This is a genomic window from Phytoactinopolyspora limicola, from assembly GCF_011320225.1.
In the GTDB taxonomy this organism is placed as follows: Bacteria; Actinomycetota; Actinomycetes; order Jiangellales; family Jiangellaceae; genus Phytoactinopolyspora; species Phytoactinopolyspora limicola.
In genome coordinates, this window is record NZ_JAAOEN010000001.1 from 720,438 (window position 1) to 732,753 (window position 12,316).

Below are 12,316 nucleotides of genomic sequence, written 5' to 3' on the forward strand. Positions count from 1 at the left end.
ACTACCGGTTGGCTGGCACCGTGGTCGGGATCAGTCGTCGTCACCCGGATCCTCCCCCTCGTCCTCGTCCTCGCCCTCGGACTCGTCGACCGAGTCGGGCTGGTCGTCTAGTCCGTCGTCGTCATTGCTGAGACTGGGGGCATCCGAACCGACGATGACGAGGTCCCCCTCGTCGAGGGTGCCGTCGACGGCGGTGACCTCCGCGTAACCGGCCGCCGTGAGACCCACCTCTACCTCGACCAGGTCCGTGACCGGCTCCTCACCGTCAGTGGCGGGACGCTGCACCTCCACCCGGGCGGCGCCATCCGGCCCCGCACTAAGCGCGGCTAGCGGCACCGCCAGGACGTCGCCGTCGGTGCTCTCCACCGGGATCGTGACCTTGACGTTGGACGAGCGCAGCGCCTCGACCTCATCGTTGGACAGGTCCTGCGGAGTGATGGTGATCCGATAACCGGCGCCGTCACCGGACAACTCGCGGATTCGGGTGATGGGCGCCGTCAGCTCGTCGCCACCAGGCAGCTCGATGATCGCTTCCATGTCTTCGTCGAGGAGCGACCGCGCGGCGGTGTCCACCGTGGCGGTCACCGCCAGCCGGGTACCGCTGACCGACATCACCGCACCGTCGACGATGTCGCCCCGGTCCACCTGCACCTCGTCGACGCGGCGGGGCAACGACGACACGAAAACCACCTCCGACAACGGCAACGGGGTGCCGGCGTTCGCGGCCGCGGTGTCGCGTTGGGTCTGCGCTTCGCCGAGCCGCGTCCGGGCACCGTCCAGCATCTTCTGCTCAGCGGAGGTGTCCGGTGCCTTCTTGAGGTCGTTCAGCGTGGCTTCTGCCAGCCGTAGCTGCGCCTCGGCGGCGGATATCGCGTCGGCTTCGCCATCACTGCGGGCCTGCCGAAGCTCGCGCCGGGCGTTGTTCACCTCGTTCTCCGCGGCCACCTTCTCCGCCTCGGAAGGGCCGGTCCCAGCGGCTTGCAGCGCAGCCTCGGCGTCCGCGACCTCGGCCTCCGCGGCGGATACGGCGTCTCTCGCCGCATCGAGTTCGGCGACCACGTCCTCCGCGGGTGTGGGCGGGCTGTATCCAGCCTTCTCGAACAGTTCGGCGACCGCACGGCCCGTTGCGCTGGTGTAGGTGTCGTCGACCGTTCCGGGGTCGAATCCGAGTTTGTCCAGCGCTTTCTCCAACTGCTCGACGTCCGGCCCGGACATGCCGGGACGCAACGATCTGTACATCGGTAGATCGCCGGGTAGCGCCAGAACCGGCCGCCCGACGATCTCCAGAAGTACGCCGCCTGCCTTGATCGTGTCGCCTACATCTGGAACATGGCCGGTGACCACCGCCGCGCTGTCCAACCCGGTGATCTCCGGCACGATGGTGGTAGCACCGGTGTACGCTGCGTCACCGCGGATGACGACGTTGCTCTCCAACGTCCTTCGCTCTACCGGCACCGTCACGTCCGACGCGGTAGGTGGTGCCGTCCGCGCCGCCGCGTCCGCTGGTGACGTAATACGCGTACCAGCGAAGACGCCGGCACCCAGCGCCAAGACCGCGGCGACCACGACGATGCCGAGAACTCGGCTGCGCGAACGCATCACCCGTTGCCACCGGACTCTGCCAGCCAGTCGCGGTAACGCTCCAGCTCAGCCTGGTTCGCGTTGACGAACTCCTGCTCCATCTGGTGCGAGACCTCGGTAAGCACGTCGTTGTAATGCTCGTTGGAGCAGGCGAATTCGGCTGTTGCGAGCTCTACTTCATAGTCCTGCAGTTCGCTGAGCGCCTCGGGGTCGATGTCGGCGTTCCCGTCCGGCGTTCCTACGACGACGGCCGAGTCGGTCGCCTCGTCGTCGTCATCGCCTGTTCCGCCACCACCGGTGAGTGCCATGAACCGGTCCCACACGTCGTTCTCCGCCTCGTCGGGGGCAGTGAAATCCGGGTATCCAGCCTCAGCCATGCAGGTCCGCCACGCGTCGAGCGCGTCCTCGACCCGAGGATCACCCATGACTCGGTTGAACAAGGCGGAAAGGTCGTCCCACAACCCGTTGAAGCCGGCGTCGTCGTCCTCGACCATGTCGATGGAACCGAAGCTCTCGCCGTGCACCTCGTGTGCGGCCTGCCCAGAGCATCCTTGTCGCTCCGGGTCGGACATCACGTCGTTGAGCTCGTCGAAGTCCTCGTCGGAGATGGTCTCTCGATCGGAGGGACTGAACAGCGTCACCATCTCGCCCCACAACGCTTCGTCGTAGGCCTGCTGCGCGGCCTCGGACAGGTCGGACCGGATGGCGTCGTTGGGGTCGTCAGACTCGTCCCCGCCGTCAACGTTCATGAGAGTGGATACGCCGTAGCCATACTTCTCGGCAAACTCCGCGGGCTCCAGCGCATACGCCTCGTCGAAGATCGACGACCCAGATTCCATGTCGAACGTCACGGGGACGTACTCGAAGCCCTCGTCACGCATACATTGCGCGGTAAGCTCCTGGACCCTGCGTTCGTTCTGGAGTTCCTCGTCGGAGGGTTCCCAGGACGTCGCCGACACGAATCCCCCTTGGATTCCGTTGCCAAACGGCGTATGACCGAGATATTGGGCTAGTGGACTGTCGGAACTCTCATCTTGTGCGCCAGTGCTCGGGCCGCTGTCGTCTCCGGAGCAGCCGGCCAGCATCACGCCGGTGACCCCGAGCACTGCCCAGGCAGAGCGTCGTATACGTCGGTCCATCATGGCGGATAGCGTGCCTGAAACCCTGTGAAGATCTTGTGAAGAAGCGGTCAGTAGTGAACTCTTCACCGCTTCGTTATGTCGATGCCGAGGAGCGCGCCCACGTAGATGGCGAGCGTGCCGACGATGGCCCGGCCCGGCGACTGCTCTACCACGGTGGTCCATCAGGAATCGCCGCTCCCGTGGAGAAAGTCGCGGTAGCGCTCGAGCTCGTCTCGATGAGCGTCGACGAACTCTTCCTCCAGCTCAAGAGCCACTGTCCGGTAGTCGTCCTCATGTTGCTCGCGGCAGCCGAAGTCGGCAGTCGCGAGCTCGATCTCGTGCTTCCGGAGTTCTTTCAGCTTCTCTGGGGCGATGATGGAGCGGGAGTCCCCCTCGACGATGACCCCGCCGTCGTCACCCATCGTCGCGGGTGCTTCGTCCTCCGGGACGCTCGCCTCGAACGTTTTGTCCTCGATCAACATGTACGGATCGTCCAGTTCTTCAAGTCCGGCGAAGCCCTGGTCGGCCATACACTCTTGCCATTCGCCGACCAGCGCGGTAACCCGCGGGTCGTTGCGGACACGCTCGAAGAGCGCTTCGACGTCGTCGAACAGTGGATCGAACTCTTGGCTGACATCGTCGAGGTTCGGCTCATCGGTGTCGACCGTCTCGGCGTGAGCCTGGTCGTAGCAGCCGGAATTGTCACGGTCACCGGACTCTTCGTCCCGCCGGCCCCATAGCGCGTCGTCGTAGGCGTCGCGCGCTGCTTCGCTGAGGGCGTCCCTGATGTCCGCGTTGGGGTCGTCACCTTCGGGCAGGTTGTTAGCCTGGTTGTAGAAGATGGTGGTGATGCCGTAGCCGTACTGCTCGGCGAAGTCGGCGGGCTCCAGTGCGTACGCCTCGTCGAACTGCGCCGGGCCGGAGTCTTCGTCGTCCTTCACGGGGCGGGGGACGTATTCGAAGCCCGCATCGCGCATACAGTCGGCGACCAACTCCTCCATATGGTGCTGCTGGCGGATCTCTTCCGCGGAGGGCTCCGGATGATTATCGGTGATACCGGAGCCGCGTCCGCTGAGACCGGCCGTCGCCGGCGTACGATTCATGAACTCCGCGAGTGGACCTGAGGCGGCGCGCTCGCCGTCGTCGTCGGTCTCGTTGTTCGAGCAACCCGCCACGGCGAGGGCGGCGGCGGCGAGTGATAGTGCTGTGCGCTGGTAGGTGCTTCTCATGCTGCCTACGGTGTCGTGAAGCTGTGAAGGACCTATGAAAGCGCGGTCATATCCTTACTCTTCACAGGTTCTTGACCGGATCCTGGGACACTGGCGGGCATGGGAGCCCGAATTCTCGTGGCCGAGGACGACCACAAACAGGCCGATCTCGTGCGCCGCTACCTCGAGCGGGAGGGCCATGCGGTGATCGTCGCGCCCGACGGCAGAGTGGCCCTCGACGAGGCGCGTCGTCGCTCACCGGACCTCGTGGTGCTCGACGTGATGATGCCGCGCGTCGACGGGTTGGATGTGTGCCGGATCTTGCGTGCTGAGGCAGACGTCCCAATCATCATGCTGACCGCCCGCACCACCGAGGACGATCTGTTGCTCGGATTGGATCTGGGCGCGGATGACTACATCACCAAGCCCTACAGCCCACGCGAGCTGGTGGCTCGGGTCCGCACCGTGCTGCGGCGTTCCGCGGCCTGGTCCCATCGTGACGAGCAAGTGGCCCGCATCGGTGAGCTGGTGGTCGACAGCGGCCGGCACGAGGTGCTGATGGCTGGCCGACCGGTCGACGTGACACCGGCCGAGTTCAAGATCCTGGAATGCCTGATCACCGCACCGGGCCGGGCCTTCAGCCGCCAGCATCTCCTGGAACAAGCCTTCGGTTTTGACCACTACGTTCTGGACCGGACTGTTGACGTCCACGTGATGAACCTGCGCCGGAAGATCGAACCCGATCCGTCGGCTCCGCTGTATCTGCTGACCGTGTACGGAGTGGGGTACAAGATGGCCGAACGGGCGCCGGGTGACCGATTGGTTGGCGATAGCTCGTCGGAGGTTGTGTGATGCGCATTAGCCTCCCCGTCCGTCTGCTGGGCCTGTCGTTGGCGGTAGCGGCCTGCGCGATCACCGCCACGGCCTGGCTGACCACCCGCGACACTGGAGAGAGGTTCCGAGGAGAGTTCGAGCGCACACTCGAGGCCGACACCTTCATCTACCAGGATTTAGTCAAATACGCCGCTTCCAACGACTCGTGGGACGACGTCGGCTATCTGCTGCGTGATCTTGCCGGCCTTACGGGGCGGAGGGTCGCGTTAACCGATCTCGATGGTCAGATCCTGGCCGATTCGGCGGGCGATGGTGGTGGGGTGCCGCCTCTGCCATCGAATCCGACCGCCGAGATCGATGTGCTCCGCAACAACGTCGACGTGGCGTTCTCCGGCGGGATGCCCTACCTATCGGATATATCGGTCTTCGACATGGCTGACGCTGAAGATGTCGAGGTAAATTACGACAGGGTTGACCCCGTCGATCCAGCCGAGGCCGCGGCATTGGACGAGAGGATTAGCTTCTCCGTCGAGACAGCCTCGGGCACAGGGTTCGGGGGTATCTCGCCCTTGTGGCGGATGACCGACGCCGAACACGAAGCCCGAGAGGCGGTCCTGGTCGAGGTGCAGAGCTGTTTGCAGGACTCGCTGGGGGTGACCGGTCAGCTCGTCGTCGACCAGTTCGGTGAGATTTTGCTGCTCGATGGCTCGTTCGAAGTGGCCGCGGGCACGGCCATCGGCTCAACCGACAGCTTCGCGTTTGACGAAACCGGTGTCGAATTGTCCGGGAGCGCCGCCGGCGACGAGTGTTTCGGGGACGCACTCTCCACCCCTAGTCAGGCCGCTCGGGATCTCGCCGAACGGCAAGCCGCCCTCATGAGCTGGTGCCTCGACGACGTCGACGTCCCGCACCGCGTGGTGGAAGGAAGCTGGGGGCTGTCGCAGGTGGTCCCGGCCGCCTCACCGCCGGAGAGCCCACGGCCCGACGACGAGTTCGGCACGTGGATTTCGTGCGACAGCACGGCTTGGGAGAACGCGCTCGAAGGCTACGTAGCTGGCCCGGCCCTGCTCTACACCGGCAGCACCGAACGGTTCGATCCGTTCTTCGGCGATGGCTGGTGGCGCACGATGTTGGCGGGATTGGCGGTGCTCGCCGCCGCCACCGGCGTGACCGTACTGGCCGGCCGCCGGCTCACCCGGCCCATCCACGCCCTGACCGGGGCCGCGCGTCGTATGGGATCCGGCGACCACGGCGCACGGGTCCGGGTGTCCGGCCGAGGCGAGCTGGCCGAACTGGGGACGGCGTTCAACTCGATGGCCGAGTCCGTCCAGACGAACGAGGAACGACGTAAGGCGATGGTGAGCGACGTCGCTCACGAACTACGCACCCCGTTGTCCAACGTCCGTGGATACCTGGAAGCCGCCGAGGACGGCGTCGTACCACTGGATCCGGCGTTGGTGTCGTCTCTGTTGGAGGAGTCCCACCTTCTGCAACGCTTGATCGACGACCTTCAGGATCTAGCGCTGGCGGATGCCGGGAAACTGCGGGTTCACCCCGAGGACGTCGACATCGAGCAACTCGCCCGTCAGGTGGTTGCTGCCCACGGTAAAGCCGCCGCCGACGCGGAGGTCGACGTCCGGGTGGACGCGGTACCCGTCGTCGCCACCGCCGACCCCCAACGGTTGCGGCAGGCAATGGGCAATCTCGTGGCCAACGCAGTGCGCTTCACTCCTGCCGGGGGGCACGTCGTGGTCAAAGTCCACCCCGGCGTCGCCGCGGACGCCGTGGTCATCGAGGTGACCGACGATGGGCCCGGCATTCCGCCCGGACACCTGCCTCGCCTGTTCGACCGCTTCTACCGGGTCGAGCAGTCGCGTAGCCGCCAGACGGGCGGCAGCGGGCTCGGCCTGGCCATCACTAAACACCTGGTGGAGGCACACGAGGGGACGATCGAGGTGGCTAGCACGGCCGGGGAGGGCTCCACCTTCACCATCCGCCTCCCCGCCCACACGACGCCCCCCTCCCCATGATCATTGGCTTTTGACTACCGGATCCGGTAGTCAAAAGCCAATGATCATGGGGAGGGTCCTTGGGGCGCGACGCGAGGTGTCACTGCGCGAGGAAACCGGGTATCATCGCCACGACGCCGTCCGCCTCGGGCGGCGCTCGCGGGTGTAGTTCAATGGTAGAACTTCAGCTTCCCAAGCTGACAGTGCGGGTTCGATTCCCGTCACCCGCTCCACCACATCACCGCAGGTCACGGCGCTTGCGAAGGTCTCCCGCCGGGCGTCGTGGGTCATTCTGTTCACCTCCTTGGGCCATTAACCGATCGTCGCTGGGACACCGGCCGCTCCGTCGTCGTCCTCGTCCTGGCCGGTTTCGGCGAATTGGGCGTTCAAGGCGGACCGCCATGATGACCGAAATGCCGGGCTCGTGGAGGACTAGTGGCACATAGGTCCCCTCGTCGCTCGATTCTTCGGCCTGCGCTGTGCGCGTCAAGGGCGCTCGCGGGCTCGCGTCACTCCGTGATCGGCAGTCGCCGACCCTTGACCCGCTTCGCTTCGGCCTATAGATGGCGGCTATGAGGGGAACGGCGAAGAATGGGCACGGCACGACACCAGTACGTCGCGGTACGCTCTAAGCATGGCGCTTGACCGAATCGCAATCGATCACCGGATCATGGGCGGGGTTCCCTGCATCCGAGGAACGCGCATACCCGTGTCCATGATCGTCGGTCGCCTGGCGGAGGGTTCGTCCCGGAACGAGATCCTGACTGATTACCCACAACTAGCGGCAGCCGACGTTGACGCCGCGCTCCAGTTCGCGGCCGCTGCTGTCGACCAACGCGAGATGCCGCTGCTGGCCACCGCGTGAAACTCCTGATCGACGAGTGCCTGAGCGCACGTCTATGCGGGCTGCTCGAAGAGATTGGCCACGACGCGGTACACGTTAGCGACCTTGGCCTCCTGGGCAAGCCCGATACAGATGTCATGGCCGCTGCTAAGGAAGATCAACGCGTGGTGATATCGGCGGATACTGACTTCGGCGAGTTGCTGGCGAAGAGTGGGGCGGCGCTGCCCAGCGTCGTGTTGCTGCGCCGCCCCGGCAAGACTCCGGAAGAACAAGCCGCCGTTCTCAAGGCCAATCTCCCGGCGGTGGAATCCGACTTGGAGTCAGGCGCGGTCGTCGTCTTCCTTCAGGACCGCATCAGAGTCCGCAGCCTTCCCATAGGCGGCTCCGCATAGCCGCCCGCCGGGGTTAGTCCGGCATCTCGGGACCTAGTGGGTTGAGTCGGCACCGGCTTTGCCCTGCACGTAAGTTCCCTTCGCGGGCAACGTGACTAGCAGTCCCTGTTCCCTCAGTACATCGGTGGCACGTCGCACCGTCCCGATGGACACGCCGTAATCGGTGGCGAGATCCCGCTCACCGGGTAGGCGCGAAGCTGGTCTTCGGTCATCATCGGGCGCCACCGGCCGGGCCTGTGATGAGCTGGTGCACGCGCTGATGCGAGATCCCGAGGATGGTGATGCCAGCGCGTGGCGGGCTAGGCGTGCGGCTTGGGCGAGCAGCCTGGCATGAACGTCGACGCGAGGTCCCCGGTGCGACGAACGAGCCAGCGGCTACCGTCGCGGATCGCTGTGCAGGTGTAGACAAGATCACCGTCACCGGAGATCGTGACGGTGTGTAGGTTGGGTTCCACGGCTGAACCTCCTAGTCAGGTTCGGTCGAGGCCCCGGCCGGCGGTGCAGTCGCCGCGTCGGGGCCGCCTTCAGGTCATGCAGAGTTCGTTGACCGGCGTGGGCCATCCATGGGCCATTAAGCCGGGTCAGATGGGGCCACGGGAGTCCGTTCGTGACCCCGGGTTTGCCAGGTCAGCGAGGCCGTACCGCCGACTGGCTACGATCCCCAAGCTGACAGTGCGGGTTCGATTCCCGTCACCCACTCCACCGCATCAACGCAGGTCACGGCGCTTGCGAAGGTCTCCCGCCGGGCGGCCGAGTTCAGACTTCAAGATCTCCTCATGCCGCTCCGACAGGTCACCCCGGCCGGAACGCATGCCACCGAACCACGATGGCTCCTTGCGCTTGGACGTCTTCTGACCTGCGAGTTTGGAGGCGTACTGGATCAGCTCGTCGACCTCCTCGTCGCCAAGCTCATCGACCAGCTCAAGAAGTTGCTCCTTCTTGGTCACATTGACAGTGTGCGTCAATCTGCACTTCCTAGTGCCACGGGTTCCGCGCGGGCAGCCGGGCGCGAATCCGCCTACCCGACTGCCCACGCCACGCTCAGTCGCGCCGATCTCTCCCTGGGCGGGATGCAACGTGGGAGACCATGTCTGCGTGTCTCGAGACATGAGCGGACAGGCGGCCATCCCGCGGGACAACGTGGCGGGTTCGGTAGACGACGACTTCGAGAGTTGGGTGCGGGCTAGTCACCCGCGTCTCAGGCGACTCGCCTACCTCCTCACAGGGGATCTCGACCAGGCTGAGGACCTTCTGCAGTCCGCCTATGCCAAGGTGCTACCGCGGTGGAAGAAGGTTTCGACGTACAACTCGCCCGAGGCCTACATGCATCGGGTGATGGTGAACCTGCGGACGTCGTGGTGGCGGCGCTCTCGCAACCGGGAGTGGTCGACTGGCGAGATCCCGGAGGCAGCCAGGCGCGCAACCATTCCCGACGAGGGAGACGCCGTTGTGCAGTCGCAGGTGTTGCTGGCGGCGTTGCGGGAACTGCCGGAGCGGCAGCGCGCCGCCGTCGTCCTTCGGCACTGGTGCGACCTGTCCGAGGAGGAGACGGCGGACGTGATGAATTGTTCGGTTGGCACCGTCAAGAGCAATGCATCCCGAGGCCGGGCGCACCTGCGGGCCGCCTTGACCCAGAGTCCAGACGTCTCCGGCGCACAGAAGGGTGACCCGCGATGAACGACACTGACCCCATCGGCGACGCACTCGACCGCCTCGCGAGGGTTGCCGACACCAAACCCACAGGTGACCCGATGCCTGGAATCAGGCGCAAGGCTCGCGCCAACCGCCGTAGAGCCAATGCTCTTGTCGTCGCCGGCGTCGCTGCGGTTGCCGCTGGCATCGGCACGTGGGCCGTCGTCGACTTCTCCGGCGACACCAATGCGCCTGGTTACGCCAACGACGCCCCGACCACGGGACCCACTCCGGCGCCGAGCACACCGACCCCTCCGCCGACGAGCCCACCGCCAACCGAACCGCCCCTGGTGGAGTTCGATCGTGCCAGCGGAGACGTCGACGGTGACGGTGTTGAGGACGTGATTCGGGTCATGGTTCCCCCGGCCGATGCCGACCAAGCCCGTGAATCGATCGTGACCAGCGAAGACGTGCGCCTGCGGGTCGATCTGGCCAGCGGCTCCACGGCAGAGTTCGAGTTCGGTGAGGCACTCGTCCCGGTTATCGTCGGTGCTCCAGACCTGAACGGTAACGGCAATGCCGACATGGTTCTGAGCTTCCGCGGTGGTGCGGTCGCGTGGGAGAAAGTGTTCATCTGGGTCGATGACACCTTGGTCCAAGCCATTCCCCTCGCCGATTCCGTGGAGCACCTCGTTGACGACGACGGGCTCTACACGGCCCAGGAAGAAGTCAGTTCTGGGTTGGTCGACGAACGTCTGATCAGCTGGGTCCCCACGGGTGACGCGGACGCCCCGTACGAGGTACGCGTTTGGACGTGGGAGCTCGTCGGACTAGTTCTCCTCGCAACCGAGGCTGCGGAGCCACAGTGCTTCAGGCCAGGTCAGCAGTTCCCCGGACCTTGTTGATCGCTGGGGGTGCTCGCATTGGCGTTCGATCATCTAGGGGCCGAAGCCGCCCGGACCGAGGTCTTCCAGGACAATCACGCATCCCAAGGGGTGTCGCGCAAGCTGGGATACGAACGCGATGGCATCTCCCGCGACGCGCGAGGCTCTGAGGCCCTGGTTTCAGACCGGCTTCGGCTAAGCCGAGCGCGCTGGGCAAACGTGCCTCATGCTGATGTTGTGGTCGACGGTGTCGATGAATGCAGGCACATGTTCGAGGGCTGACTCCGGTCACGGTTGTTGACCGTGGCAGGCCCGAGCCCGCCTGGTCTTTACGCCAAGCATGCGCTGTGGTGCAGGTGGTCGAAGATGAGCTGATCCACCGGTGCCACCCGGTCCCGGTCCGAGTACGAAAGCCAGGCGACCTCGGCGATCTCGTTGCTGGGTGCGGGGGTGCCAGCATAATCGGCTGTGTAGCAGGTCATACGGACCCTTACGCCGGCGCGATGGCCGTGCGCCTGCGCCTCGAAGGTTCCGAAATGGCGCGCCGTGGCGGCGTTGAGAGTCACGCCGAGCTCCTCGTCGATCTCTCGGACAAGGGTCTGAACGTCGGTCTCGCCGGGTTCCCGTTTCCCACCTGGTAGGTAGTACGTGTCCTTGTCGTGCGATCGGGTGCTCAGTATTCGGCCTGCGGCCAGGTGAATCCACGCGATCTTGTCGATGACGTCGGGCTGCACTGGTCGCACCAACTCGTAGGGCGGACGTATGGCGGGCCGTTGTTCCTCGTGTGTGTCGTCGAGCTGTCCGACCAGGTCGGGAGGCGGATCCCAACGGTGCCGTGTGGTGCCTGCCTGGGCCCGGAAGGGACTGGTGTCAAAGTCCGGCACGTAATCGTCGACGAGCGTCAAGACCTCATCGGTCAGCTCCCGCACGGCGGATGCCGCCGCCGTAGGTTCAACCTGAAACAGGTTGGCGAGGCGGACGGCGAGATGACGTGGCTGGTGGCGTAGACCGGCGATGATCTCGTCGGCCCGCTTGATGTGATCCGGTGTCGGCACATATGTGCGGTTGACGGCGAGGAGGAGGCCCAGGATCTGCCGCGCCGCGTCGGTGAGGATGCGGTTGAGGTACAGCAGGTCGCCGCGGGCTGCCGCCGCTTCGATGTCCGCCAGCCCAGGTATGGGCAGGTACTCGTGCAGCATCGCCTGGGCCAGCGCGTCTGGGTAGCTGCGGGCGCGTGCTCGCCATGCCTCGATCTGATCGTGGCCTTTGACGGGCTGGGCGTTCAGAAGTGACGAGAGCCGCACCTGCGCGAGCGGGGCCGGCTCGGCACGCTCCACCACCTCGTGCAGGTAGCGTTCCATGGTCGCGGTCAGGAAGGTGCTGCTGCTGGCTCGGAAGTGGCCGAACAGCATCTGCTCCTCCCACTCGTCGGCGTCCTGGTCCAGCGCGGCGAGGGTTGCGCCGCTGCGCTCCACGCTGGCGGCGCGCTCCTCGGGTGTCGGCGGCCGCGCGTAGTAGACGTCCACCTCGATGTCCGAGAATTGGTCGTCGGTGCCGCGGCCCACCGACCCGGCGATCATCACAACTTCCGCGTTCGGGTCGGCCGAGTAGGCACGTGCGATGGTCTGCGCAAGGTTGCGTCGCCACTGGCCGTGCATGTGGGTCCTTCCTACCGGGAACGTGCGTCCTCAGGGGTGAGGTTAGCTATACCCCAAGTGTGTATCTACGCTGATCGTCGCGGAGTTCCGCTGTCCGTAGCGTCGAAATGACGGCGCAACCAGGCGCCGCAAGTATGTGGTGCGATCGGCACG

The 12,316-nt window shown here is 65.4% G+C and carries 13 protein-coding genes, 1 tRNA gene and 1 pseudogene; 7 read left to right on the forward strand and 8 right to left on the reverse strand.

The window, feature by feature from the left end; all coding sequences use genetic code 11:
- Window positions 1-30: 30 nt before the first annotated feature.
- From G8760_RS03515 to G8760_RS03525, 3 genes are all read right to left on the reverse strand, one after another.
- A complete protein-coding gene (locus tag G8760_RS03515; protein WP_246222447.1) occupies window positions 31-1,599 on the reverse strand; it encodes a peptidoglycan-binding domain-containing protein in 1,569 nt (522 codons plus the stop codon).
- Window positions 1,599-2,723 carry a hypothetical protein gene (locus G8760_RS03520; RefSeq protein WP_166346649.1) on the reverse strand — a complete coding sequence of 375 codons (1,125 nt, stop codon included), beginning with the start codon at window positions 2,721-2,723 and terminating at the stop codon, window positions 1,599-1,601. The genes G8760_RS03515 and G8760_RS03520 overlap by 1 nt, the downstream gene beginning before the upstream one ends.
- A gap of 161 nt (window positions 2,724-2,884) precedes the next feature.
- Window positions 2,885-3,931, reverse strand: a complete 1,047-nt coding sequence (locus G8760_RS03525) for a hypothetical protein (RefSeq protein ID WP_166346652.1) — start codon at window positions 3,929-3,931, stop codon at window positions 2,885-2,887.
- A gap of 99 nt (window positions 3,932-4,030) precedes the next feature.
- On the opposite strand from G8760_RS03525, the gene G8760_RS03530 reads away from it, so the two are divergent.
- The 5 genes from G8760_RS03530 (at window position 4,031) to G8760_RS03550 (ending at window position 7,989) form a co-directional block, all read left to right on the forward strand.
- Window positions 4,031-4,762, forward strand: coding sequence for a response regulator transcription factor (locus G8760_RS03530; protein WP_166346655.1), 732 nt, complete (start codon window positions 4,031-4,033; stop codon window positions 4,760-4,762).
- Window positions 4,762-6,774 carry a sensor histidine kinase gene (locus G8760_RS03535; RefSeq protein WP_207781976.1) on the forward strand — a complete coding sequence of 671 codons (2,013 nt, stop codon included), beginning with the start codon at window positions 4,762-4,764 and terminating at the stop codon, window positions 6,772-6,774. The genes G8760_RS03530 and G8760_RS03535 overlap by 1 nt, the downstream gene beginning before the upstream one ends.
- Window positions 6,775-6,912: 138 nt before the next feature.
- Window positions 6,913-6,986, forward strand: a tRNA-Gly gene (locus G8760_RS03540).
- A gap of 401 nt (window positions 6,987-7,387) precedes the next feature.
- Window positions 7,388-7,618: a DUF433 domain-containing protein gene (locus G8760_RS03545; RefSeq protein ID WP_166346658.1), complete on the forward strand. Its 231-nt coding sequence runs from the start codon at window positions 7,388-7,390 to the stop codon at window positions 7,616-7,618.
- On the forward strand, window positions 7,615-7,989 hold the full coding sequence (locus G8760_RS03550; protein WP_166346661.1) for a DUF5615 family PIN-like protein: 375 nt from the start codon (window positions 7,615-7,617) through the stop codon (window positions 7,987-7,989). Before G8760_RS03545 ends, G8760_RS03550 begins: the two co-directional genes overlap by 4 nt.
- 33 nt (window positions 7,990-8,022) lie before the next feature.
- Here G8760_RS03550 and G8760_RS30725 read toward each other — a convergent pair whose 3' ends face one another.
- The 3 genes from G8760_RS30725 to G8760_RS03565 all read right to left on the reverse strand — a co-directional run bounded on the left by G8760_RS30725 (window position 8,023) and on the right by G8760_RS03565 (window position 8,936).
- A complete protein-coding gene (locus G8760_RS30725; RefSeq protein WP_207781977.1) occupies window positions 8,023-8,214 on the reverse strand; it encodes a GntR family transcriptional regulator in 192 nt (63 codons plus the stop codon).
- A gap of 74 nt (window positions 8,215-8,288) precedes the next feature.
- Window positions 8,289-8,444: a hypothetical protein gene (locus tag G8760_RS03560; protein ID WP_166346664.1), complete on the reverse strand. Its 156-nt coding sequence runs from the start codon at window positions 8,442-8,444 to the stop codon at window positions 8,289-8,291.
- 252 nt (window positions 8,445-8,696) lie between these two features.
- Window positions 8,697-8,936 carry a hypothetical protein gene (locus G8760_RS03565; protein WP_166346667.1) on the reverse strand — a complete coding sequence of 80 codons (240 nt, stop codon included), beginning with the start codon at window positions 8,934-8,936 and terminating at the stop codon, window positions 8,697-8,699.
- Window positions 8,937-9,084: 148 nt separating this feature from the next.
- Here G8760_RS03565 and G8760_RS03570 point away from each other — a divergent pair, with 148 nt between their 5' ends.
- Together G8760_RS03570 and G8760_RS03575 are read left to right on the forward strand one after the other, a co-directional pair.
- Window positions 9,085-9,666, forward strand: a complete 582-nt coding sequence (locus G8760_RS03570) for a SigE family RNA polymerase sigma factor (protein WP_207781978.1) — start codon at window positions 9,085-9,087, stop codon at window positions 9,664-9,666.
- Window positions 9,663-10,526 (forward strand): hypothetical protein, encoded by an 864-nt coding sequence (locus G8760_RS03575; protein WP_166346670.1) that lies wholly within the window; start codon window positions 9,663-9,665, stop codon window positions 10,524-10,526. The genes G8760_RS03570 and G8760_RS03575 overlap by 4 nt, the downstream gene beginning before the upstream one ends.
- A gap of 308 nt (window positions 10,527-10,834) precedes the next feature.
- On the opposite strand, the gene G8760_RS30730 is transcribed toward G8760_RS03575, so the two are convergent.
- Both G8760_RS30730 and G8760_RS31270 read right to left on the reverse strand, forming a co-directional pair.
- The gene (locus tag G8760_RS30730; RefSeq protein WP_343074363.1) at window positions 10,835-11,239 is read right to left on the reverse strand and encodes an NUDIX hydrolase; all 405 of its coding nucleotides are present in this window, start codon (window positions 11,237-11,239) and stop codon (window positions 10,835-10,837) included.
- Between the two features lie 324 nt (window positions 11,240-11,563).
- Window positions 11,564-12,163, reverse strand: a pseudogene (locus G8760_RS31270) (hypothetical protein); the annotation flags it as partial.
- Window positions 12,164-12,316 lie beyond the last annotated feature (153 nt).

What these genes read in the sequence shown, in the direction of transcription:
- G8760_RS03515 (WP_246222447.1), bottom strand. Translation starts at nt 1,599, where the DNA reads ATGCGTTCGCGCAGCCGAGTTCTCGGCATCGTCGTGGTCGCCGCGGTC.
- G8760_RS03545 (WP_166346658.1), top strand. Translation starts at nt 7,388, where the DNA reads ATGGCGCTTGACCGAATCGCAATCGATCACCGGATCATGGGCGGGGTT.
- G8760_RS03530 (WP_166346655.1), top strand. Translation starts at nt 4,031, where the DNA reads ATGGGAGCCCGAATTCTCGTGGCCGAGGACGACCACAAACAGGCCGAT.
- G8760_RS03535 (WP_207781976.1), top strand. Translation starts at nt 4,762, where the DNA reads ATGCGCATTAGCCTCCCCGTCCGTCTGCTGGGCCTGTCGTTGGCGGTA.
- G8760_RS03525 (WP_166346652.1), bottom strand. Translation starts at nt 3,931, where the DNA reads ATGAGAAGCACCTACCAGCGCACAGCACTATCACTCGCCGCCGCCGCC.
- G8760_RS03520 (WP_166346649.1), bottom strand. Translation starts at nt 2,723, where the DNA reads ATGATGGACCGACGTATACGACGCTCTGCCTGGGCAGTGCTCGGGGTC.
- G8760_RS03575 (WP_166346670.1), top strand. Translation starts at nt 9,663, where the DNA reads ATGAACGACACTGACCCCATCGGCGACGCACTCGACCGCCTCGCGAGG.